The following is a 22,371-nucleotide window of genomic DNA, read 5'->3' as shown; positions in this document are numbered from 1 at the left end:
CGTAACGGACCGAGTTGGGCTACGTTCCTGCGTTCCCAGGCTGAGGCCAGGGAGCTGCCGGAAAATTACTTCGGGATCTTGGTGCTCTCCGGGACGAGGGTGTGTCCGGCGATGGCGGCGAGTTGCTCGGCGGTGGTCACGGTGATGGCACCAGTGGGTACGGTGTGCCCGAGAGCCGCGAGGTCGCGGCCGACGTCGCGGACGGCGGCGCCGATCATGGCCTTGGAGACGCTGAGGAGGGACGCCAGCGGCGGCTGGGGCAGGGACCAGCGGGTCTTGAGGACGCAGACCAGGAGGCGGTCGGCGATGGAGAGGTAGTGGCTGCCGGTGCCGGGGCCGGTCTTCTTGCCGGGGATCATGATCGGCGGGTGCTCGTCCAGGTAGTCGCGGTAGCGGCCGAGCAGAGTCTGCCAGGCGGCGGGCTCCATGCCGGTCAGGCTGGGATGGTGCAGCCATGCGGGGGCCTTGTCCCCCGCGGGGAAGCGGCCGAACTCCGGTGACGGGCACGGGGGTTCGGGGCCAAGCGGTTCGGGTCGGATGCTGTAGTTCCAGGTGCCGTGCCACTCGTGCGGCTCCAGGGGGAGCCGGTCCATGACGTGGTCGGGAACGGTGGTGCCGGTCGGGTGGGCGCCGGGGTCGAGTTCGGCGCGGACGGTGAGCCCGGTGCGGGTCGTGGTCGCGCCGATGGCGTTGACGACGACTTCATGGCTGGTGAGCGGCCTGCCGCGCCAGTTGGTGCTGATCCGGGAGAACAGGCGGTGCTCGATCTTGTTCCACTTCGATGTCCCCGGAGGGAAGTGGCAGACCGTGACCTCCAGGCCGGCCGCGTAGGTGAAGTCGGCGAGCTCCTTCTTCCAGGCCCGCACCCGGTAGCCGTTCGCCCCGCCGGCGTCCGCGGTGATCAGCAGCCGGGTCGCGTCCGGGTAGCGGGCCCGTCCCTCCGCCTCCCACCAGCGGCGCAGGGTGGCCACGGCGAACGCCGCAGTGTCCCCGTCGCAGCCCACCGAGACCCACCCGGCGTCCGCGGCCAGGTCGTAGATCCCGTAGGGCACCGCCTTCTGCGCGCCCTTCTCCGGGAAGTCGTGCGCGCGGACCTGCACGGGCTGACCGGCGTGGTGCCACTCGCGACCGGCCACGGCGTAGTCGCCGAGCACCTCCTTCTTCTTGGTGTCCACGCTGATCACCGGCTCGCCTGCCTGCGTGAACTCGCAGACCTTGTCGTTGATGTAGCGGAACTGGGCGTCCCGGTCGGGATGCCGGGCACCCTCGGTGGTCCGCGAGGTCGCCTGCAGGGAGAAGCCCTCCTCCTTCAGCATGGCGGCCACGGTGTCCGCGCCGATGCGGTACCCCTGAGCCGACAGCTCGGCGGCCAGTTTGCGGGTCGACTTGGTCGTCCACTGCAAGGGGGACTCCGGATCTCCGCGCTTCCCGGGCTCCACCAGCGCCAAGAGCGCGCCTACCAGGCCGGGGTCGTGCTCGCGCAGCCGCTTGCGCCCCGCCCCGGGCCGACGCACGCGCACCGAGGGCGACATCCCTGCGTCCAGTTCAGCCGCCCCGCGCGAGACGGTGTCCTCCGAAACCCCTGCGGCACGCGCCACCACACGGATCCCGCCGTGTCCCAGCGCCCGCGCACCCGCGCCGAGTACCAGACGCCGACGTCGCTCATCCAGATGCGGCAGCAACCGTGCGAACTTCTCCACCAGCGCCGCCTCGATCCCCTCCATCACACCGGGATCCCACGACCCAACCACCCTACAGAACAACGAAGTTATTAATCGTCAGCTCCCTGCTGGGCGGACCGCCGTACCCACGAAGAGCGAGAACATGTACACTCGCCCGAAGATATGATGTCCACTTCGTGGTGATGGTCATGGTCCGTAGTAGTTCATGAGCTGGTCGGGGGGCTGGTGTCGTGGCAGCGGCTGCATTGGAATGCCAGGTCGTGCAGGGTGGAGAGGTTCCCAGGCAGGCGTGCAGTGCGGGCCTGGCGGCGCTCCTCCTCGAAGGTGTCATCCAGGACGTGGTGCCGGTACTCGGCGGACCAGTGCAGCTGTTGACGGACCGCCAGGTCGCTGGGTCTCGCGTCCGAGGCCGGCAGGCTGGTGATACCGAACACGCATTCCTTAAACCACGATTGTGCGACTCCATGCCCGCGCGCCAAGTCCGGCAAAGCATGACCGATCACGAGAACTGGCTGACCATCACCGTGGAACGGAACTCGCCGGGGCTCTGGTGATGAAAAACGCCGTCTCCGACAGCCAAGTCCATTGACGAGGGCCTCCCTCCTCCAGGCTACCCGAGGAAAACTGGTGCCGCAAACCTTGCTGAGCGCCCCTGGTCCTAGACGGCCAGTGGGCGATATTTCTGAGCCAACGGTCCCCACAGTCGATGAATTGGACCACTGTATTATTCATGCCCTGCGTATCGACGGTCGGGCGCCGTTCAGCCGGATCGCCGAGGTTCTGGGCGTCTCCACGCAAACAGTCGCCCGTCGCTACGGGCGGCTGAGCAGCGAGCTGTCGCTTCGCGTTGTCGGGGTGGTGAACCCGCGGCAACCGTCAGGTGGGAAGTGGATTCTGAGGCTCACGGCCAGCCCGAACTCCGCTCAGAGTGTCGCGCAGGGCCTGGCTCGGCGGGACGACACCACCTGGGTGCGGCTCGTGTCCGGGGGAACCGAAATATGCTTCGTCATGAACTCCGCGGCGCACCATACGCTGCTGTTCCGCGAGATCCCTCGTGTCGCCAACATCGCCGAGGTGTCGGCGCACCGCCTGCTGCACACCTATCTAGGCGGTCCCACCGCATGGCAGGGGCACACTACGGCTCTCACCAACGAGCAGCAGGAACAACTGCGCCGAGCACTCGACTCGTCAGATGACGCTGACGAGCCCAAGCTCCGCTCATCCCTGACCCAGGCGGACTGGCACCTGCTGGCCGCGTTGCAGAATAACGGCCGCATCAGCTACACAGACCTCGCCGCCGAGACCGGCCAGTCTTCCTCGACCATTACGCGCCGACTCGCTGCTTTACAGGCCAGCGGCATGCTCACCTTCGACGTCGAGATCAGTGCAGAGGTATACGGCATCACCACGCAAGCCCTGCTGTGGATGTCGGTCGCCCCCGCGCACCTGAACCAGGTAGCGAGCACCCTGATCCAACACAGGGAACTAGCCTTCCTGGCCTCTACCACCGGCCCAACCAACCTGGTGGCCCTCGTCTTGTGCAAGAGTCCCAGTGAACTGCATGACTACCTGGCCGATAGGCTCAGCGCGCTGGACTCCATCCGCATGCTCGAAACAAGTCCTGTCCAGAGGACTCTGAAAACCTGCAGTCCGTTCCTGCACAGCAGCCCCAGACGTAGCAATTCAGCCTGACGCGGGTTCGGAGCCTCCATCAGTCGATCAGTCCAGGGTTTCAGCAGCGTGCGAAATGTCGGGTGGCCCGGGGGAATCTCACCCCCGGCTCCCGCAGATCCGTAGCGTGAGCCTCGTTTCCTCGACCAGAGGTCTGATGACGTGGCCTGGCCTGCGTGAAGTGCGCCGAACCACCGCACCCGTCGGATGCGGCGCTCGCCGCGCCCCGAGCCGAGCTTCCCTGGCTGAACTCCCGCCGAGTTCAGCCAGGGGAAGCGGCGGTGACGTGCAGGAACGCGGGGCCCGGGGCTCGGCCCCGGAATCATCAAGGTGAGTGGCCGGCCTCTCGGCAGCCTAGGGTCATCAGTGGTTGTAGACGAGGTGGGCGATGCGTTCGGCGATCATGATCGTGGTGAGGTTGGTGACGCTGGAGGGCACGTACGGAATGATCGAGGCGTCCACGACACGCAGGGCGGCGATTCCGTGCACGGCTCCGCGGGAGTCGACGACGGCCTGAGGCGAGTCGGCGGCACCCATGGGGGCGGTGGAGGTGGGGTGACCGTAGATGGAGAGGCTGGATTCGATCACCCGCATCAGTTCCTCGGCGTCGTCGGGCAGTTCGCGCGGCATCAGAAGCCCGGCGAGCGACGGCGCGAGTGCCGGGTCACGGGCCAGATCACGGGCGATTCGTACGCCTTCGAGCATGCGTCGGCGGTCGCGCTCGGTGCCGAGGTAGTTGTGGTCGATCAAGGGCTGGGCAAGCGGATCGCGGCTGGCGAGGCGCACCGTGCCCTGCGCCTCGGGGAGCACGAGAGCCGTGGACAGGGCGATGACGCCGCCGGCGGGCATGAACGGAGCCCCGTTGGGATGCACGGCGACGACGTTCAGGTCGAGTTCACCGTCCGCGGCCTCGCTGGAGGCGGTCCACAGCAGTGCGCCGAGGGCCGGAGCCATCTCCCCTCGCCCCGGGCCGAGTGCATAGACCGCGGGGCAGAAAGGGTGGTCTTGCAGGTGTTGTCCGACGGGTAGGTCGGCGAGGGGCTCGATGCCGAGCGACGCCAGTTCGCCGGCGGGGCCGATGCCGGAGCGCAGCAGGATCGCCGCGCTTCCGTAGGTCCCGGCAGAGAGGATCACCTCGTCGGCATTGTGCACGGTCCCGTCGGCGGTGACCACTCCGGTCGCACTGCCACCGCGGAACAGGACCCGGTCGACGGTGACGGCACCGTGCACCGTGAGATTCGGGCGAGCGCGCACCTCAGCGGTGAGGTAGACCAGTGCGGTGTTCTGTCGGATCCCATCGAGGACGTTGACCGCGAAGGCTCCGACGCCGTCCTGCTCGGCACCGTTGAAGTCGGTGATCCGCTTGTGGCCAAGGGCGACTGCGGCGTCGATGAAGCCACGATGCGCGGGGGTCAGCTCGGAGTCGGTCAGTTGGCGCACGGGCATCGGCCCGCTTCGCCCGTGAAACTCGTCCTCGCCGGTGGGGGTGTTTTCCAGGGCGCGGAAGTACGGCAGGACGTCGGCGAAGCTCCAGTCGTCGAGCCCGTTCTCGGCCCAGCAGGCGAAGTCGCGGGCGCGGGCGCGGAGGGCGGCGCCGGCGTTGACGGCGGAACTCCCGCCCATCACCTTGCCGCGCAGGGCGACCATCGAGGGGCTCAGTCGCCCGCCCCGCGAGGTGTATCCCCAGTCGTGATCGAGATCGGCGATGCGGTTGGCGTCGAGCAGCGCGTCGGGGAACTGGGTGGGGCCGTAGTCCGGCCCGGCCTCGAGCAGCACGACGCGCCGGGCGGGGTTCTCGCTCAGGCGCGCGGCGAGCACTGCGCCGGCCGACCCGCCGCCGACGATCAGGACGTCGGCCGGTTCGACGGAGTGGGACAAGGTAGGACCCTTTCGATCTCGTTGGAGTTGGAGGGAGCGTCCCGGTGGCGAGCTGCCGCGGGCGACATCGGAACCGCGCTCACGGTGCGAACGTGAGCGTTGCCAGAACCACTTTCAGTTCCGGATGACACCCTTGTTCCGCATGAGGAAGTCGGCCAGGTAGCCGTCGTGCGGTACCGAGGGATCCATCCAGTGGGTGTGCTGGCTTCCCAGGTACAGGTTGCTGATGGTCGGCTCGCCGAGCAGGCGGTCGATGAGCTGGGTGTCGTGGGTCATCGCGTTGAGCACGAGCGTGTTCTTCAGCGGTTCCGTGCCGGCCTCGGGTGTCCACGGCGCGATCCACACGCAAGGGAACGGTAGTTCCACGCCTGCCTGCGGAGCGGCCGGATCGTCGAGTTGGAAGACGGCGGGCAGCAGCGCGGCGCTCCCGTCCCCGAGTTCGCCCACGACGCCGTCGCCGCCGAGCCAGGGCCGGGCGCCGGCCGCCTTCTTGAGCAGGTGCGTTTCGATCGCCTTGGCGACCGCGACCGGCTGTACGGGGAGTACGGCCTTGTCATCCTCGGGCGGCAAGGGGGTCGCGGCGGACAACCGCGCCGCGACCGCCTCGGCGAGCGGAGTCGGGTCGCCCTCCACGAAGATGGCTGTCGTGTTCACGCATCCGGTCCCGCCGTGGCCGCTCACGGATGAGACGATCACGTCCAGGTGGTCGCGCCAGTCCACGTCGGCCGTGATGAGGACCTTCGACCGACCCGGCCCCTGCGGCAGCACCGTCGCGGCCTCGCCGTACTTGCGGGTCACCTCTTCGCCGCCGTACACCATCCCCAGGTCGGCGCCGTGCAGGATGGCGTCGGCACCGGCGTGGTCGGTGGGCAGGAGCACCACCTGGTCGTCGGCGAATCCCGCGCTCCGCAGTGCCGCCACGAGCCGGTGCGGGGTGAAGGGATCGCGGCTCGACGGGCGGACCGCGACGCGGTAGCCCAGCGCCAGTGCCTCCGGCCAGATGCTGTGGGTGCCGGGGTGATTGCCCGCGGCGTGCACGGCGAACACGTCTCCGCGCCGTGTCCACACCGAACGCCCGGTCCGCGTCAGCGGATCGCGCCAGTTGTCGACCGCCCCCTGTGGGCGCGCGTACTGGACGCTCGAATGAGCCTTCGCCACCCGCTCGGCGACCGTCGTGGTCGCCGTGACGACGGAGGAGATCGGGACGCCACCGACCCTGCTGACAGCGTGTTGGTACTCCTCGACAGTCAGGCCGTCGATCGTCGCGGTCGCGAAGAGCTTGGCCGCACGGATCATCGCGTCGGCCCGTTCGTCGGCCGGCATGATGCTGCTCCGGCGCAGCGCCGCCATGGTGCGGTTGACGTACAACGGCGGCACGAGGCTCAGTTCCGCGAGGGCAGTGCCTGCCACATCGGTGACCGTCTGTATGTTCCTGGAGCGGTAGGCACCCGTTGCACCGAGCGCGGGCAGGTCGATCATCAGTAAACCCCCTCGATGACGTCCTCGTCCTCGAAGACCGCGACCGTGGAGATGTCGGCGACCGAGTCCCCGACCAAGCCGTTCACCTGAGGAATCCGAGTGGCGAGGTCACGTTCCAGGTTGCTGGGCAGCAGGAAGGACTTGCTGACGTGGTTGACCAGCACCCGGCCCCGCTCTCCGTAGGGCACCGGCTCAAGGCTCTTCGGATCGACGACCGTGAAGGTCACGTAGGGGGAGAACGAGTCGAAGACACACGGATCGTCGACGGAGATCCCGGCGCGCTCGCCCGCGACCCCGATGATCATCGTGCTTCCGTACTCGCCGCACAGCGCGACCTCGGGGAACACCTCGGTCTTGAACAGGTGCCGGGAGTCGGCGTCCATCTGAGTGCCTCCCCACCTGATGCACTTCACCCGCTCGTTCACCAGGGCGACCAGCTTCTCGTCCCTGGCCAGCCGTTCCAGCAGCGGGGGCGTGATGGTGAGCAGGCCGATGTCCTGCGTCCGCAGGACGTCGGCGGCCTGGTCGATGAGGTGCTGGGCGTAGGCGTCGACCTGCCCGAACTGACCCTCGGCGACGAGCCGCTTCACCCAGCGCGGATCGAGGTCGATCGTGAAGCCATGGCGGCCGTGCGTCACGGCGTGCTGCCGGAACAGGGTGCCCACGACGTGCGGCCCGGTCGGGATGACTCCCAGCCAGTTCCCTCCGCGCGGCACACCGTGGCGGTCCAGGTTCGCGTTGCTCCAGCTCACCATGCGGTCAAGCCAGTCCCGCATCAGAACGACCCGCTTCGGAGCGCCGGTGGTGCCGCCGCTTTCGAAGAACCCGACCACGTCGGGCTGGTCTCCGTATCCCCGGGGAATCAGGTCCTCGCCACGGACGTCGCGAAGCTCCGCGGCCACGTTCGGGAAAAGCCGGAGGTCCTCGTGCGTCTTGACATCGGCTCGCGGATCGAAGCCGAGGGTAGCGGCCCGGTCCAGCCAGAACTTGCAGCCGGTCTCGGGGTTGAAGTGCCACTCCATGGCGGCGCGGATGAACTCGTCCGGGTCGGGCTGGACGTCGAACGGAAGATCCAGGATCTGTTCTGCGGTAAAAGTCATTGTCTCTCCCTCATGGGAAGGGTCGGGTGTATCCGGGCACGACGACGATGCCGCCGGAGCGGTGAAAGGCGGTGAGCGCCGGGAGGGTTCCTCGAAGGAGGCGGGGACTACGGCTGCAGCCGGCTCGTACGCCACTCGAGCGAGTCGCGGTCATAGCGCAGCCTGCGGTGCAGCCGGTTCGAGCTCGCGGACCAGAATTCGACGACGTCGGGCTGCAGCCGGTAGCCGACGAAGAACTCCGGCCGTGGCTGGGGCTCCCCGGTCAGTTCCAGGCCGCGTGCCCTGGCGCGCAGAGCCTCGACGTGCTCCAGGTCCTCCAGCGGCTCACTCTGCTCGGTGACCGTCGACATGGCGTGCAACGGAATCGGCCGGGCGGACCACAGGGCGTCCGACTCGGCGTCGGACAGTGGCGCGATTGGACCGGAGAGAATGATCTGCTGACCGGTCTCCCTCCAGTACAGCAAGCCCGACGCCCAACCCGTAGCGGCGATCTCACGTCCCTTCTGGCTGCAGCTGTGGCTGCTGAACACCAGACCCAGGTCAGTGACATCGGTGATGGCGACTATCCGGTTGGAGGCGCGGCCGCGGGAGTCCGCAGTGGCCAGCGCCAGCGCGCTGGGCTCGCGGACTCCGCTTTCCCGTGCCTGGGAAAGCCAGCTGCTCACCAGCTTGAGAGGCTCCGCCGGCGGCTGGTCGTACTCGGGGAAGGGGAGGTCGACCTTCCCGCTGAGGGACTCGAATCCACTTGGGTCCACGGAAGACTCCTTGCTAGACATTGATCGTTCCCTCGGCGACCATGACGGCGTGCCCGCCGACGTGGACCGAGCGGACTGACTCGCCGACCCCCTCGGCGGTCGCCCTCATGACCGACGGGCGTCCCATTTCCACGCCCTGGGTGATTTTGATCTCCTGCCCGTACTCGGCGAACCCGTGCCTGGCCAGGTGGATCGCGAGAGGCCCGGCAGCGGAACCGGTCGCCGCGTCCTCGACCACGCCGTAGGCGGGGGAGAACATCCGCGTCCGCCACCCCCCGTCTGCCGGGGCGAAGCAGTTGGCGGCCATGTCGGGGAAGCGCGAGAGGGCGCGATGATCCGGGTGGAGAGCGGAAAGCGCCTCGACGTCGCTCAACCCCACGAACACGTGACGCGGCCCGTTGCGGTAAATCTCGACCGGGGCCGTCGATGACTCGACCCCGAGTGCGGCCAGGAGCTCCGTGGCGAAATCGTAGGGCTTCGACGTGGGAACCGGCTGCTCCATCTGGACCCACGCGGCACCGTCGCGGGTGCCCAGCTCGAACGGGATGACACCCATCGCGGTCTCCAGCTGCAGCCTGTCGCGGCTCCAGGTCCGACCGAGCGCGAAGGCCGTGCCGAGCATCGGGTGCCCGGCGAACGGCAGTTCGTTCACCGGGGTGAAGATCCTGATCCGTGCGTCGCCGCCTTGCTCGGCCGGCAGCACGAAGGTGACCTCGGAGAGGTTCATCTCCTTCGCGATGCGTTGCATCGTCTCACCGGTCAGGTCCTCGCTGTCGAAGAAGACGGCGACCGGGTTGCCCAGCAGCGGCTCGCTGGCGAAGGCGTCTACGACCATGTATCGGCGCATTATCGGCGCTCCAGGGCTTGTGCCGGTACCGAGGGCCCGGCGGAGAAGGCGAGGCCGAGCGAGTCGATCCCCTCGGCCACCGCTGCGACGTCGAAGCTGGTGCGGTGGTCGGGTGCGTACCCGATCAGCTCGGCCGCCCGGTTGGGGGGCAGCTGCTGATCTGCCGGAACGTCCGAGTCCCACCACATGACCGCGCCCCAACGGCCGCGTTCACGGTCGGCGATCCACAGCTTCAGGCGCAGTCCCTTGACCTCGTGCCACGGCTCGACGGAGCCGTCACGAAGATCCTCCTCCAGGGATTCGATGGTCTGCTGGGACCTGGCCAGGTCCCACCAGACGACATCCACTCTCATCGGCCGAGCACCCCCTGTATCGCCTCTCTGATGATGCGCGGGCCGTCGACGGTGAGCACCGACTCGGCGTGGAACTGCATCGAGGCGAAGCCCGGCCCGCGCAGCGCGTTCACCTCGCCGGTCTCCTGGTCCCGGCTCACCTGGACCACGCCGATCCCTTCGATGGTTCGCTCGCTCACCGTGCTGTGCGCGGCGAACGTGTTGTAGAAGCCCACGCGTTCGGGCACGCCGAACAGCTCGACCTCACGCTGTATGCCCTGGTTGGGCACCTCGCGGCGGTGCAGCTCGAAGCCGAGCTTCGTGCTGAGCACCTGATGGCTCAGGCACACGGCCAGCATCGGCCGGCCAGTCGCCAGCGCGGTGTCGATCGACTGCCGCAGCTTGGCGATCTTGGGGTGGGAGGTCATCCGCGGATCTCCCGGACCGGGACCGAAGACCGTCAGGTCGTAGGCCGCCACGTCGTACGGCTCGTCGAAGCGGCGGACCTCCACGGACAACCCCAGAGACCGCAACTGCTGGTCGAGCATCGCGGTGAAGGTGTCCTCCGCGTCCACGACCAGTGCCGTCATGCCGTCCAGCGAGGCCCCGGCCGACGGGCGGTCGTCCTTGTCCCGGAGCCAGAAGTCCGCGATCCCCTCGTTGCGGCGCTCCAGGGCGGCGCGGACCTCCGGGTCGGCGGCGTAGCCGGACGAACGGTCGGACTTGAGCGCGTTGAGCAGGGTCGCCAGCTTGATGTGGGTCTCGGCGGCCTCAGCCATCGGGTCGGAGTGGCGCACCAGTGTGGCCCCCACGGAAATGTTCATCCGACCGCCGGGATCGATGTCGGCCGTCCGGATCAAGATCGCCGAGTCGAGTGTCTGCAGTCCGGCCGCGTCCCGTCCGATCAGCGCGGCGACCCCGCTGTAGTAGCCGCGTCCTTTCGGCTCGTAGCGCGAGATGACCTTGGCGGCGCTTTCCAGCGGGCTTCCGGTGACAGTCGGGGCGAACATCGTCTCGAACAGAACCTCGCGCACATCGCGGCTGGTCCTGCCTTCGATCAGGTATTCGGTGTGCGCCAGCCGCGCCATTTCTTTCAGGTACGGCCCGTGGACGCGCCCCCCGTCATCGCACAGCCGGGCCATCATCTTCAGTTCCTCGTCGAGGACCATGTAGAGCTCGTCGGTCTCCTTGGTGTCGGCGAGGAACTCCATGACCCCCTGCAAGGTGGGGCCACCGGACGGATACCGGTACGTGCCGCTGATCGGGTTCATGACCGCTGTGCCGCCGGCGAGCGAGATGTGGCGCTCCGGTGTCGCACCGACGAGAGTGTTGCGGCCGGTGTGGATGATGAAGGTCCAGTAGGCCTTCTCCTCGCGCTCCAACAGCCGCCGGAAGAACGACAGGGCGCTGGTCAGCGAGTAGTCGCCGATGTCCGCGACGAACGAGCGCTTCATCACGAAGTTGGCACCCTCGCCGGTGCCGATCTCCTCGGTGACGATCTGCCGCACCATCTGCGCATAGGCGTCGTCGTCCACGTCGAAGTGTCCGTCGGTCAATTCCGTCGGGACCTGCGGGAAGCCGGCGAGCGCTTCGGCAACCGGCACCGTGTCGCGAGCGGTGAGGCTCATCGCGAGCAGGGGCGTGGCGTCGTCTCGCGCGGCGAAGCCGCGGTCGGCCAGCTGCCGGTAGGGGACGAGCACCAGCGTGTCGAGCGCGGGACCCGGCCCGGAGTCGTCGGCCAACGGGATGTCGTCCAGCGACTTGTACTCGGTCATCTGGCCGGTCAGGATGTCCAGCGTGCCGGGGGAGCCGCTTTCGGGACGGTGGATGATTGCGAAGGCGGGTAGTTCCAGCGCGAGAACCTGCTCAAGCAGGGCGCTCATGCGAGCACGTCCTCGGTTCGGACCACCATGGCGCAGCACCGTGCCGCGTATTCGAGGGTCATTTTGTGGCGGGCTTCGGAGAAGTCGCCGAGCGCGTCGGCGACCAGGAAGGGCTGGATGTCGTTGGAGAACGCCTCCAAAGCGGTCGACAGCACACCGATGTGCGCGTAGACGCCGCAAATGATCAACTGGTCACGCTGTAGCGCGCGCATGCGCTGCAGCAGCTCCGACCCGAAGAACGCACTGTAGCGCCATTTCGTGCTCATCCAGTCGTCCGCGTCGGGTTCGAGTTCGGGAACGACCGCGCGTTCGGTCTCGTCAGTGCGCATGCCGGGGCCCCAGAAGTCCTTCAGGAGCCCACGCTGCTGGTCCGTCATCCGGCCGGGCTGGGCGGTGTAGGCCACCGGCACCCCCAGCGCTCCGCAGCGTTTCTTGAGGTCGACGATGTTACTGACCAATTCGCTGCGCATGCCGTCCTCAAAGGGCTTGAGGAAATAGCTCTGCATGTCGTGGATGAGGAGCACCGCCCGATCCGGGTCGACGGTCCAGCGCACGGTGTTTTCCGGCAGCGCATCCCTCGGCGGCAGTCTGTAAGGCGCGATCGGCGGTATTCCCGTCATCAAAAGCCTCCCTCTCTAGGAATCTCAATACTCGGACCACGCCGAGACCACCTTGATGGCCTGGGGGGTGTTGAGTCGCGGATCACACAGGCTGGTGACGGGGCCCGACCCCAGCTCGGCCGTGTCCAGCACGCACTCGGTCACGTCGTCGGGGGTCGCCTCGAGGTGAAGCCCCCCGGCCGGAACCCCGGCCAGGTCCAGGACCCGCCGGAAGCCACGGACTTCCCGGGCGACGGTTTCCACGAGCCGGTACTTGGTGCCGTCAGCCGCGCAATCGGTGTTCCCGTGCATCGGGTCGCTGAGCCAGACCACCGGGTGCCCGGCCGACTGCACAGCCTCGACGAGCCGGGGCAGCCTGTCAGCGACGAGGTCGGCGCCCATGCGCACGATGAGTGAAAGCCGGCCCGGCTCCCGCTCCGGGTCCAACCGGTCGCACAGCTCGACGATCTCGCCGGCGGTCATCGACGGGCCGACCTTGCAGGCAACCGGGTTGACCACCTGGGCGAGCAGTGCGACGTGCGGGCCGTCGATCTGCCGGGTCCGCTCGCCGATCCACGGCCAGTGGGTGGAGCTGAGCAAGGGCCGACCGCCGTCGAGCTCTCGGAGCATCGACATCTCGTAGTCCAGGAGCAGCGCTTCATGGCTGGTCCGGACAGCAGATCCGTCAAGCCGAGGTGCTGACCCGACCCACCCGAGCTGCGTCATGATCTCCCGCGCCGCCATGTAGCCCGTGAGCATGCGCAGTGGATCGGGACGCCTGCTCTCGTGGGTGGGCTCCGGCCCGTTGATCATGTGCCCGAAGAAGGACGGCAGTTCGTCATCGCCGATCTTTTCGACCTGGCTGGAGCGGGGCTTGGAGAACTGCCCTGCGATCCGCCCGACCCGCAGCGTCTGCTTGCCGGTGGCGGTCTCCAGGTTCTGGGCGAGCAGATCGATGAGTCCGGTCTTGGCTTGAATGTGCCCAGCGGTGCACTCGGCCGGGTCTTCCGCGCAATCCCCGGCCTGTAGCACCTGCATCTCGCCGGTGGCGACGCGGGCCAGGTGGGAGCGGAGGTTCTCCACCTGCGCCGCGGTCACCAGCGGTGTGACGGATGACAGCATCGCTCGTACGAGCTCGACCTGTGAGGGATTTTCCCATTCGGGCTGGTGGCGCGCCTGGGCCCTATCGATGTCGGCAAGGATGTTTCCCATAACGACCTTCTCCATTGATTGATAAGAAGACGCCCGGCGAACGGCGTTCAGGTCGGTATGTCGGCCCGCTTGACCTGAGGGACGGCGATGCCCAGCGCCCTGAACTGCTGGCAGGGGTTCATGAACTCGCGCTGGCGCTTGATCTTCCCGTTCTCGAACAGGAAGGAGTGCAGGAAGTGATTGCGGTAGTGGCCGTCGGGATAGTCGGGGAAGCGGATCGTTCCCTCGCCGTCGCATTCGACCCAAAACTGGTTGGGGTCCTGCGTGTCGAAGATCTCGATGTTCGTCCAGGCCCAGTCGGGGAAGCACTTGAGCGACCATTGGCCGTGGTCACCCAGTCGATCCCTGCCCGTGATGACGATCGGCTCTCCGGTTTCGGTCGTCCAGAGACCACCGGTGCCGTCTTCGGTGAACAGAAGGTGCCGACGCAGGCGATCCTCCCCGCGGGTATTCATGTACTGCTCCACGATCGCACGGTTGCTCGCTCGCAGTTCCGCTTCGCTGCTGGACCTCGACAGCGTATCGGTGGTTTCAGCGGTGCCGGTGATGTCGACCATTGGCTCTCCCTGTAGTGCCGGAGTAAAGCGGGATCACCGCGCGCACAAGGGCAGACCCAACAAGTCATGACGACGCCGAAAGAGCACAATCATGCATTGGTTCATGAGATTTCTGTTGAACCCCCCTCCCGCGCTCGGCGGGTAGGCGGAATCTTGTTCATACCGTGGCTGGTTCGGGAAGCCGATCACCGCTGTCTGGCCGAAAAATTCCAGCCGGTATCACCGTCTGATGGATCTGCTCCATGGCGGGCGCGACTCTGCCTGAGTACTCGTAACACGATCTTGTGGCTGTGGGCTGGTGGGCCGTGTCCGGTGTGACGATTCGTCCGTTGTGGTGGTGTGAGTGCACCGTGGATGGTCGATGACGAGCTGTGGGCGCTGATCGAGCCGGTCCTGCCGCCGTGGCCGGAGCGCTCCCCGGGACCGCGGCCGGTGGACGACCGGCTGTGCCTGCAGGGGATCCTGTTCGTGCTGTTCACGGGCATCACGTGGCAGCAGTTGCCGCCTGAACTGGGCTTCGGCTCGGGGCAGACCTGCTGGCGCCGGCTGTGCCGGTGGACGGAAGCGGGAGTGTTCGACCAGGTCCACCGGATACTGCTCGCGGAGTTGAACGCGGCCCGGCGGATCGACTGGACGCGCGCCTGCGTGGACTCCTCCCACGTGCGGGCGAAAAGAGGGGTGCCGGGGTTGGCCCGTCGCCGGTCGATCGCGGCAAGTCGGGCAGCGAACACCACCTGATCCGCGACGGCAGCGGCACGCCGCTGAAAGTGATCACGACCGGCGGCAACGTCCCCTACATCACCCAGGCCCTCGCCCTGGTCGACGGCGTCCCGTCCGTGGCCGGGCGACCGGGTCGGCCACGCACGCGGCCCGAGTCCCTTTTCGGTGACAAGGGTGACGACAGTCGGCACGTCCGACGCGAGCTGACCCGGCGTCGGATCCTGCCTGTCATCTCCCGTCGAGGCGAGCCCGACATCCGCGGCCTCGGCAAGCTCCGCTACGTCATCGAGCGGACCTTCGCCCCGCTCCACCAGTTCAAGCGCCTCGCCACCCGCTGGGAACGACGCCTCGACCTCCACGTCTCACTCGTCTCACTCGCATGCGCCCTCATCTACTGGCGAAGGATCAACAAGCCGACACCGTGATCGTGTTACGAGCTCTGAGCCCCGATCCACCGATCGGGGCTCAGAGCGACGGCCAGTCGACCGTCCGGAAGTCGGCCCGCCTGCCGGCCGGCCTGCACTCCTATCCCCTGTGCCGAGGGACGCCCGCGACTACTACTACCGGCAGCCCGGAGCTCCGGCCCGGCACCGGTGCCCGGACACGTGCCGCCGGCCTGGTCGCCGGCGCGCGCTGGAGCCTCGCATCCGACGTGAATTTCGGCCACGCGAGCCGCGCTCGATGGAACGAACAAGCCAATACTGCGCCACGTGCGGTGGCCAAACCTATGGGGCACTTATGTTCGCGGTGCGCACCTCACACCTCGATGATTTCCATATCGAAGGATTCGGGAAACTATCGCCCGAGCATCGGCCGCGATCACCCATATATCGCATGACATACCCCACACAAGACACTTGCCCAACCAGAAGGAATTCCAGTGAAGCGTATCGGTGAACATGCGGTGGTGCTGGGAGCGAGTATCTCGGGTCTGCTTGCCGCCCGGGTGCTCTCCGAGGCATTCGACCGGGTAACGGTGATAGAGCGTGACCAGCTGCCGGAGGGGCAGCGGACTCAGCGGCGAGGTGTGCCGCAGGGCCGCCACGCTCATGGCCTGCTCTCCAAGGGTGCGAAGATCTTCGAGGAGCTGTTCCCCGGGATACTCGACGACTTCGTTGCCGGTGGCGCGCCCGTCATCGACGGACCTGCCGAGCTGCGGATGAGCTTGGGCGGGCACTTGTTGTGCATGGACGGCGAGTACGCCGATCTGTCCCGCACCTACCAGCCGAGCCGGCCGCATTTGGAGAGTCGGCTCCGCGCCCGGATCGGGGATCTTGCGAAGATCAAGCTCATCGACGAGTGCCAGGTCACCGGCCTCGAGACCACCTCGGACAATGTCACTGTCACCGGTGTGCGTGTCAGGTACGTGGGCAGCGGCTCCGAGGATGTGATCCCCGCCGATCTGGTGGTGGACGCAACCGGCCGGTCCGGACGGACCACCAAGTGGCTGGTCGAGATGGGATACGAGCCGCCGCTCGAGGAGCGTATCGACGTCGACATCATGTACACCAGCCGGTATCTGCGGCCGGCCCCTGGTTCGATGGGCCGTGAGAAGGTCGTGATCATCGGGCACGCACCGGGGAGCCCCATGGGCGCGGAATTCCTGGAGGAAGAGGACGGCCGCTGGGTCCTGACGCTGATCGGTTACCGCGACCACCATCCGCCGACCGACCCGGCCGGGTGGGTGGAGTTCGCCAGGCCGTTGGTTCCCGAACACGTCTTCGCGGCGATCCGCGACGCTGAGCCGCTCAGCGAGATTTCCGCGCACCGGTTCCCGGCGAGCGTGCGCCGTCGCTATGAGAAGCTGACCCGATTCCCGCGCAGGCTGCTGGTGGTGGGCGATGCGATATCCAGCTTCAACCCCATCTACGCCCAGGGGATGACGGTGGCCTCGCTCCAGGCGATGGCGCTGCGTGACTCACTGAGCGGTGACCTGGATCAGGTCGCGCAACGATTCTTCCGCAAGGCCGCCAAGCCCATCGGCGTCGCCTGGAAGATGGCCACCGGCAGTGACCTGGCCCTCCCTCAGATCGAAGGCCCGAGGCCACTTCCCGTGCGGCTCATCAACTCCTACATGGACAAGGTGCTCGCCGCAGCCGAAACGGACATGGTCGTGACCGAGAAATTCCTGAAAGTCCAGTACTTGCTTGAACCGCCGACAACATTGTGCACCCCGGGCATCATGTGGCGCGTTTTGGCGAGAAATCGCCGGCGGCGCGTCCCGGCGCACACCAGTTAATGGAGGTAACCAAATGCCCGTCTCCATCGCCGACAAAATCCTTCGGCTCTCCCTGACCACGTTCCCGTTCATAGATGCGTCACAGTTCTTTCCGTCGCTCTCCACGTACAAGGTTGACAGGGCGTTCGAGCTCGCCGAGTTCGAGGAGGCCATGACGCACTTCTTCCGGGAGAATCCGCTCTTCTCCAAGTGCCACCTGGTGGAGCTGACCTTCGACACTCCCGAGGATTTCCCCCTCTCGTCCTTCCAGGGACTCCTTGCGGAAAAGTACGAAAGCTACTACGACAGCTTCCTGCTCGCCTCCGTCACCTATCGCTCCGACCCGCACCTGCAGGGCATCTTTACATGCATACCGTTTCCGCTGCAGGACGGATACAAGGTTTTCCGATTCCACCAGGCGCTGATGAAGACCCTGAAGACTCGGCAGGACGGCTTCCGGATCGCCGAAGGCCTCGCAGAGCTGGGGATCCGGGCTGATGAGCTGGCAGAGTTCGTGCCGCCCGCTGAGACTTCGCCCTCCGGTGCGAGCAAAGAACTCCCCGTCACGTTCGCCGAAGGCTCTGCCTCGCCGGTCAAGATCGGCCCCTTCTTGGAAAAGATGAGGGCGGATTTCCTTGACCGCGACAGCGCAAACATGTTCGTCCTCAAGAACAGCCTTTACTCGCCGAACCTGCCCCTTGGCAACACGCTTCGGTTTCTGACGGTGCCGCGAAGCGTAATCGAGCAGAGCACGGGAATCCAGATCCGTGACTACTATCGCGCCGAGGAGCAGCGGCAGATAGACGCACTGTCTCGCATCGAGCGGCGAGAAGACTTCATTGAAGCCGGCCAGGCTCGAATCGGGCAGATGATTGCCACGCCCGACGTCTTTGCCGTCAACAACTACGGCAATGTATCGGCGCACGACGGCTCGGACGCCCATGCGGACCAAGGCACGCTCGTGAAGTACGAGTGGCATATGCCGCTCATCGTGTTGGGACTTACCGTGGGCGAGCGGTCTGGACTCTCGTGGACGATCAGCATTCGCGACAAGGCGTTCAACTTTGCGACGGTCCGGCGAACTTCCCCGCAGGATGACGCCGTCAAGGCGGCTATCGGAGACAATCCGGCAGCGTCCGTCGCATGATGAACCGCCGGTGTGCCGCTAGTAGCTGCATGCTGCTTCAGGAGGTTTGGGCGCGGCCGTGAATGCATCGGGTGCGGCGCTCGCCGTGCCTCACGGCGAGCTTCCTTGGCTGAACTCCCGTCGAGTTCAGCCGAGGAAGCGGCGGTGACGTGCAGGAACGAGGGGTCTGAGGCTCGACCTCAGAGTAAATAAATTGATTATTTGTGAAAAACTCGAAGATTTCACGAACAATCAAGGCCCGCTCGTCTTCTACCAGTCGGGTGGCCAGGGGCTCGCGCCCCTGGCCACCCGAACCGCGTCCCTGCCTCCGCCGCAAATATGGAAACTTACCCAATGGACGCGCCGAGCGATCCGCAACGATGCCGCGAACAGACCCGAGAGGCCTTCCGATGAGTATCCCCGCCCTGCAGACGCTAACCCTCGCCGACGACCTGAGCATCACTCGGATGGGATACGGCGCGATGCAGCTGACCGGTCCCGGTGTCTTCGGACCGCCCAAGAATCGCACTCAGGCGATCGCCGTGCTGCGCGCAGCGGTCGAGCTCGGCATCACCCACATCGACACCAGCGACTTCTACGGGCCGGCTATCGTCAATGAACTGATCAAGGAGGCCCTGCACCCCTACCCGGCCGGTCTGCACATCGTCACCAAGGTCGGCGTCCGCCGCAGCGCCAACGGCGGCTGGATCACCTCCCTGGACCCCGCCGACCTCAAGGCCCAGGTCCACGAGAATCTCCGACACCTCGGCCTGGAGACCCTGGACGTGGTCAACCTGCGCACGGCCGCATTCGACGGTGACGGGTCCTCCATCGCCGAGCCGTTCGGCACCTTGGCCGGCCTGCGTGAGCAGGGCCTGATCCGTCACCTCGGCCTCAGCGGGATCACCGACGCCCAGCTCACCCAGGCCCAGGCCATCGCCCCCGTGGTCACCGTGCAGAACCGGTACAACCTGGTCGACCGCGCCGACGACGACCTCGTCGCTCGCTGCGCCGAGGAGAACATCGCCTACGCCGCGTTCTTCCCCCTTGGCGGCGGATTCCACCCACTGCGGTCACGGATCCTGCGCGACGTCGCCCGCCGCCTTGGCGCCTCCGAGCAGCAGGTGGCGCTCGCCTGGCTGCTGCAGCGCTCGCCGTCGACGGTGCTGATCCCCGGAACCTCCTCCGTCGCTCACCTGCGGGAGAACATCGCCGCGGCTGACCTGCAACTGCCCGACGAGGCGATCGCCGAACTCAACACCATCGGGCAGTGACCCTGTGGGCCCTTATTCCGGCGCAGGGCATTGGCAGGGAGCTGACGATTAATAACTTCGGTGTTCTGTAGGGTGGTTGGGTCGTAGGATCCCGGTGTGATGGAGGGGATCGAGGCGGCGCTGGTGGAGAAGTTCGCACGGTTGCTGCCGCATCTGGATGAGCGACGTCGGCGTCTGGTACTCGGCGCGGGTGCGCGGGCGCTGGGACACGGCGGGATCCGTGTGGTGGCGCGTGCCGCAGATCTCAAGCGCGGAGCACTAGTCGACGACAACTCGAATAAGACCAGCAGGATCACGCGACACTAGAGAAGGCGGCAACCAATGAAAATTCGAGACCTCCACAACGAATTCACCGCGGACCGCGCCGCCGCCGAGCGTGCCTACTATGGGAAATTCCTCACTCTCGAGGGAATCTCAATCCGAACGGGCGAAAGCCAATATGGTACGCCGGTGGTGGATGTGTCAGATGTCCCCGGAGGCCCCCACCTCGCCATCTTCGTGCTGCCGTTTGACCACCGAATTAAGGAATCATTCCGGCTTGTGCGAAGCGTCCCCCTGGGCGTCACCGTCACCGTCAAGGGAGAATGTCGGGTCTTCAGCGAGGACGGAACAGTGCTGGTCATCAAGCAGTGCGAACTCCTCACCCCATGAGTCCCAGGGGCGTTTCAAAGTCCCGGTGATCACGTGAGTCCGCAGGTCGCGATGGTGCGAGAAGTGCGGGTCGGGCCGTCACGAATGCAACGAAGCTCCGGTTGAACGGGGTGACCTTCCCAAGTCGCCCTGAACCGCCGGAGCTTCGAGGTGCCGCCAGTCTGCCACCGTCTGCCTGACCAAGTCGCCCGCTCTGGGCAGCGTGACGGGATTGCCGCTGGTGGAGCGGTCGCGGGTGCTGCCCGATCCGCGGCGGCGTCGGGGGGTTCGTCACCCGTTCGTGGCGGTGCTGCTGGTCGCCGCCTCGGCGGTGCTTGCCGGCGCGCGCTCGTGCGCGGCCATCGGCCAGTGGTCCGGGAATGCTCCTCAGCACGCCCTGGCCCGCCTCGGTGCCCGGGTCGTCGGGGCGTTGGGTGTGCGGGTCGCACCGAGTGCCGCCACGATCCGGCGGTTTGTCGGCCTGGTCTGCCCCGGCGGCCTGGCCGACCTGACCGGCGCTGATCCTGCCGGATCGGACTCGGTGGCCGTCGACGGCAAGGCCGCCCGAGGCTCCCGGCACGGCGAGCTGCCCGCTGCCCACCTGCTGGCCGCGATGACCGGCGACGGCCGCACCGTCACCCAACCGCGGGGTCCCGACAAGACCAACGAAATCACCTGCTTCGCCGCGCTGCTGGCGCCCTTCGACCTGACCGGGGTCACTGTCACAGCCGACGCCCTGCACACCCAGCGCGCACACGCGCGCTTCCTGGTGGAGGAGAAGAAGGCACACTACCTGCTGGTGGTCAAGGCCAACCAGCCCGAACTCCGCCGCCGGCTAGGGATGTTGCCGTGGAAGGCCGTCACCGCACGCCGCTACGACCGCGAGATCGGCCACGGCCGCAGGGAAACCCGAGTGACCAGGGCCCTCACCGTCATCGATCTCGGCCTGGACTTCCCCCACGCCAGGGACAGGTCGGCCAGTCTGTGGCGGATCGCCTACAGCCCGCTTCGAGCGGGGCCGGGCGCGCCGGAAGGTTGACGCGCCGTCTCCTCGCGTGTCGCCCGGTGTCCCACTGGCCCCCTCCTGCCAGTGCCCGCGTTGCGGCGAACCGGCGACCCGAGACCCTGGTGTTACCCCGTCGACGACACCAGTCGAAGCGCTTCAACGAGCTATGGACACCCCCGCGCCGTGAGGCTACTGTCGGATCACCCTCAACCCTTATTATCCGCAGCAGAGCCTTCGCGAAGTCCCTTCGAAAACACACGTCGAAGCACAGTCGAAGCGCTTCACATCACGCTTGGAGAGAGCTGGATGGTCACCCTGGCCGAGGTTGCCCAGCACGCCGGAGTCTCGGCCAGCACGGTGAGCTATGTCCTCAGCGGCAAGCGGTCCATCTCCGCGGACACCCGACAGCGGGTCGAGCGGAGCATCGCGGAGCTCGGCTACCATCCCAACGCAGGGGCCCGGGCCCTGGCCAGCAGCCGGTCGAACATCATCGCACTGATGATTCCGCTGCGCACCGACATGTATATGCCCGTGATGATGCAGATCGCCATCGCGGTGGCGACCACGGCCCGCGCGCACGGATACGACGTGCTGCTGCTCACCGGCGAGGAAGGACCCGACGCAGTCCGACGCGTCACCGGCAGCGGGCTCGCCGAGGCGATGATCATGATGGACGTCGAACTCCACGACGAGCGGCTGCCGTTGCTGCGCAGCACCGACCAGCCCTCCGTGCTCATCGGGCTGCCCGCCGACACGTCCGGTCTCACCTGCGTCGACCTCGACTTCACCGCGACCGGCGCTCTGTGCGTCGAACACCTGGCCACGTTCGGCCACCGTGACATCGCTGTCGTCGGCGAAGCCCCCGCAGTGTACGAGCGGCACACGGGCTTCGCGGAGCGCACCCTGGACGGCGTGCGCTCCCGCTCCCGCGAGCTCGGGGTGCGTGTGCTGCACCGGCCCTGCGAGGGCGGCTACGACGCGATGTCCGTGACCCTGGCCCGGATCTTCGACGAGCGCCCGGTAACCACGGGGTTCGTCGTGCAGAACGAGTCCGCGGTCGAGCCGCTTCTCGCGCTGCTGCGTCAGCAGGGCCGAGCGGTCCCCGAGGACGTGTCGGTGGTCGCGATCTGCCCGGACGAGCTCGCCACACATGCCTCGCTACGCCTCACCTCGGTCGCCATCCCCGCCCAGGAGATGGGCCGGCGCGCCGTGGAACTCCTGGTCGCCAAGCTCAAGGGCTGTGGCACGGACGAGGTGGTGCTGCTCCCGCCGGAACTGACCGTGCGGGCCAGTTCCGGCCCGGCCCGGGCGGGCGAGAGCTGAGCCGCGGTGCTCCGCCCTGCGCAGGGCCGTACGCCGACCCGGCGCCCTCTGCCCCACCACGGGCACCCGGGCACCTTTG

At 67.0% G+C, this 22,371-nt stretch carries 21 protein-coding genes; 9 read left to right on the top strand and 12 right to left on the bottom strand.

What is annotated here, in order from left to right:
* Positions 1-65: 65 nt before the first annotated feature.
* Positions 66-1,724, bottom strand: coding sequence for an ISAzo13 family transposase (locus ACWCXB_RS04875; protein ID WP_450719057.1), 1,659 nt, complete (start codon positions 1,722-1,724; stop codon positions 66-68).
* A 161-nt stretch (positions 1,725-1,885) separates the two neighbouring features.
* Positions 1,886-2,116, bottom strand: coding sequence for a hypothetical protein (locus tag ACWCXB_RS04870; RefSeq protein WP_450719055.1), 231 nt, complete (start codon positions 2,114-2,116; stop codon positions 1,886-1,888).
* A gap of 277 nt (positions 2,117-2,393) precedes the next feature.
* Between ACWCXB_RS04870 and ACWCXB_RS04865 the strand changes: the two genes are divergently transcribed.
* Positions 2,394-3,374 carry an Lrp/AsnC family transcriptional regulator gene (locus ACWCXB_RS04865; RefSeq protein ID WP_450719053.1) on the top strand — a complete coding sequence of 327 codons (981 nt, stop codon included), beginning with the start codon at positions 2,394-2,396 and terminating at the stop codon, positions 3,372-3,374.
* A 342-nt stretch (positions 3,375-3,716) separates the two neighbouring features.
* On the opposite strand, the gene ACWCXB_RS04860 is transcribed toward ACWCXB_RS04865, so the two are convergent.
* The 10 genes from ACWCXB_RS04860 to ACWCXB_RS04815 all read right to left on the bottom strand — a co-directional run bounded on the left by ACWCXB_RS04860 (position 3,717) and on the right by ACWCXB_RS04815 (position 13,995).
* Positions 3,717-5,231 carry a GMC family oxidoreductase gene (locus ACWCXB_RS04860; RefSeq protein WP_450719051.1) on the bottom strand — a complete coding sequence of 505 codons (1,515 nt, stop codon included), beginning with the start codon at positions 5,229-5,231 and terminating at the stop codon, positions 3,717-3,719.
* A gap of 114 nt (positions 5,232-5,345) precedes the next feature.
* Complete coding sequence (locus ACWCXB_RS04855) at positions 5,346-6,710, bottom strand: aldehyde dehydrogenase family protein (RefSeq protein WP_450719049.1); 1,365 nt, start codon at positions 6,708-6,710, stop codon at positions 5,346-5,348.
* Complete coding sequence (locus tag ACWCXB_RS04850; protein WP_450719047.1) at positions 6,710-7,810, bottom strand: phenazine antibiotic biosynthesis protein; 1,101 nt, start codon at positions 7,808-7,810, stop codon at positions 6,710-6,712. The genes ACWCXB_RS04855 and ACWCXB_RS04850 overlap by 1 nt, the downstream gene beginning before the upstream one ends.
* Positions 7,811-7,917: 107 nt before the next feature.
* Entirely contained in the window at positions 7,918-8,565 is a 648-nt protein-coding gene (gene phzG, locus ACWCXB_RS04845) for a phenazine biosynthesis FMN-dependent oxidase PhzG (RefSeq protein ID WP_450719045.1), read from the bottom strand.
* A 13-nt stretch (positions 8,566-8,578) separates the two neighbouring features.
* Positions 8,579-9,400, bottom strand: coding sequence for a PhzF family phenazine biosynthesis protein (locus ACWCXB_RS04840; protein ID WP_450719043.1), 822 nt, complete (start codon positions 9,398-9,400; stop codon positions 8,579-8,581).
* Positions 9,401-9,411: 11 nt separating this feature from the next.
* Positions 9,412-9,765, bottom strand: a complete 354-nt coding sequence (locus tag ACWCXB_RS04835; protein ID WP_450719041.1) for a hypothetical protein — start codon at positions 9,763-9,765, stop codon at positions 9,412-9,414.
* Entirely contained in the window at positions 9,762-11,627 is a 1,866-nt protein-coding gene (locus ACWCXB_RS04830) for an anthranilate synthase family protein (protein WP_450719039.1), read from the bottom strand. Before ACWCXB_RS04830 ends, ACWCXB_RS04835 begins: the two co-directional genes overlap by 4 nt.
* Positions 11,624-12,247, bottom strand: coding sequence for an isochorismatase family protein (locus ACWCXB_RS04825; protein ID WP_450719037.1), 624 nt, complete (start codon positions 12,245-12,247; stop codon positions 11,624-11,626). The genes ACWCXB_RS04830 and ACWCXB_RS04825 overlap by 4 nt, the downstream gene beginning before the upstream one ends.
* 24 nt (positions 12,248-12,271) lie before the next feature.
* The gene (locus tag ACWCXB_RS04820; protein ID WP_450719035.1) at positions 12,272-13,438 is read right to left on the bottom strand and encodes a 3-deoxy-7-phosphoheptulonate synthase; all 1,167 of its coding nucleotides are present in this window, start codon (positions 13,436-13,438) and stop codon (positions 12,272-12,274) included.
* Between the two features lie 47 nt (positions 13,439-13,485).
* A complete protein-coding gene (locus ACWCXB_RS04815; RefSeq protein ID WP_450719033.1) occupies positions 13,486-13,995 on the bottom strand; it encodes a PhzA/PhzB family protein in 510 nt (169 codons plus the stop codon).
* 354 nt (positions 13,996-14,349) lie between these two features.
* Between ACWCXB_RS04815 and ACWCXB_RS04810 the strand changes: the two genes are divergently transcribed.
* The 8 genes from ACWCXB_RS04810 to ACWCXB_RS04775 all read left to right on the top strand — a co-directional run bounded on the left by ACWCXB_RS04810 (position 14,350) and on the right by ACWCXB_RS04775 (position 22,292).
* A protein-coding gene (locus tag ACWCXB_RS04810) for an IS5 family transposase (RefSeq protein WP_450719511.1) occupies positions 14,350-15,140 on the top strand; the annotation gives its coding sequence in 2 pieces (ribosomal slippage) (positions 14,350-14,665 and positions 14,665-15,140; 792 coding nt in all).
* 455 nt (positions 15,141-15,595) lie between these two features.
* Complete coding sequence (locus ACWCXB_RS04805; protein WP_450719031.1) at positions 15,596-16,954, top strand: FAD-dependent oxidoreductase; 1,359 nt, start codon at positions 15,596-15,598, stop codon at positions 16,952-16,954.
* Positions 16,955-16,967: 13 nt separating this feature from the next.
* Entirely contained in the window at positions 16,968-18,080 is a 1,113-nt protein-coding gene (locus ACWCXB_RS04800; RefSeq protein ID WP_450719029.1) for a hypothetical protein, read from the top strand.
* Between the two features lie 389 nt (positions 18,081-18,469).
* A complete protein-coding gene (locus tag ACWCXB_RS04795) occupies positions 18,470-19,333 on the top strand; it encodes an oxidoreductase (protein ID WP_450719027.1) in 864 nt (287 codons plus the stop codon).
* Positions 19,334-19,429: 96 nt separating this feature from the next.
* Positions 19,430-19,639 carry a hypothetical protein gene (locus ACWCXB_RS04790; protein ID WP_450719553.1) on the top strand — a complete coding sequence of 70 codons (210 nt, stop codon included), beginning with the start codon at positions 19,430-19,432 and terminating at the stop codon, positions 19,637-19,639.
* Positions 19,640-19,654: 15 nt separating this feature from the next.
* Positions 19,655-19,984 carry an OB-fold protein gene (locus tag ACWCXB_RS04785; protein ID WP_189473819.1) on the top strand — a complete coding sequence of 110 codons (330 nt, stop codon included), beginning with the start codon at positions 19,655-19,657 and terminating at the stop codon, positions 19,982-19,984.
* Between the two features lie 220 nt (positions 19,985-20,204).
* Positions 20,205-21,002: an ISAs1 family transposase gene (locus tag ACWCXB_RS04780; protein WP_450719509.1), complete on the top strand. Its 798-nt coding sequence runs from the start codon at positions 20,205-20,207 to the stop codon at positions 21,000-21,002.
* A gap of 273 nt (positions 21,003-21,275) precedes the next feature.
* Positions 21,276-22,292: a LacI family DNA-binding transcriptional regulator gene (locus ACWCXB_RS04775; RefSeq protein WP_450719025.1), complete on the top strand. Its 1,017-nt coding sequence runs from the start codon at positions 21,276-21,278 to the stop codon at positions 22,290-22,292.
* Positions 22,293-22,371: the final 79 nt, after the last annotated feature.

The sequence above is a fragment of the Streptomyces sp. NPDC001514 genome (assembly GCF_053597075.1).
The sequence above is the reverse complement of the archived record's forward strand: the minus strand, read 5'-3'. Positions and strand labels throughout refer to the sequence as shown.

What these genes read in the sequence shown, in the direction of transcription:
- ACWCXB_RS04850 (WP_450719047.1), bottom strand. Translation starts at nt 7,810, where the DNA reads ATGACTTTTACCGCAGAACAGATCCTGGATCTTCCGTTCGACGTCCAG.
- ACWCXB_RS04875 (WP_450719057.1), bottom strand. Translation starts at nt 1,724, where the DNA reads ATGGAGGGGATCGAGGCGGCGCTGGTGGAGAAGTTCGCACGGTTGCTG.
- ACWCXB_RS04785 (WP_189473819.1), top strand. Translation starts at nt 19,655, where the DNA reads ATGAAAATTCGAGACCTCCACAACGAATTCACCGCGGACCGCGCCGCC.
- ACWCXB_RS04775 (WP_450719025.1), top strand. Translation starts at nt 21,276, where the DNA reads ATGGTCACCCTGGCCGAGGTTGCCCAGCACGCCGGAGTCTCGGCCAGC.
- ACWCXB_RS04825 (WP_450719037.1), bottom strand. Translation starts at nt 12,247, where the DNA reads ATGACGGGAATACCGCCGATCGCGCCTTACAGACTGCCGCCGAGGGAT.
- ACWCXB_RS04820 (WP_450719035.1), bottom strand. Translation starts at nt 13,438, where the DNA reads ATGGGAAACATCCTTGCCGACATCGATAGGGCCCAGGCGCGCCACCAG.
- ACWCXB_RS04830 (WP_450719039.1), bottom strand. Translation starts at nt 11,627, where the DNA reads ATGAGCGCCCTGCTTGAGCAGGTTCTCGCGCTGGAACTACCCGCCTTC.
- ACWCXB_RS04855 (WP_450719049.1), bottom strand. Translation starts at nt 6,710, where the DNA reads ATGATCGACCTGCCCGCGCTCGGTGCAACGGGTGCCTACCGCTCCAGG.
- ACWCXB_RS04800 (WP_450719029.1), top strand. Translation starts at nt 16,968, where the DNA reads ATGCCCGTCTCCATCGCCGACAAAATCCTTCGGCTCTCCCTGACCACG.
- ACWCXB_RS04795 (WP_450719027.1), top strand. Translation starts at nt 18,470, where the DNA reads ATGAGTATCCCCGCCCTGCAGACGCTAACCCTCGCCGACGACCTGAGC.
- ACWCXB_RS04840 (WP_450719043.1), bottom strand. Translation starts at nt 9,400, where the DNA reads ATGGTCGTAGACGCCTTCGCCAGCGAGCCGCTGCTGGGCAACCCGGTC.
- ACWCXB_RS04815 (WP_450719033.1), bottom strand. Translation starts at nt 13,995, where the DNA reads ATGGTCGACATCACCGGCACCGCTGAAACCACCGATACGCTGTCGAGG.
- ACWCXB_RS04835 (WP_450719041.1), bottom strand. Translation starts at nt 9,765, where the DNA reads ATGAGAGTGGATGTCGTCTGGTGGGACCTGGCCAGGTCCCAGCAGACC.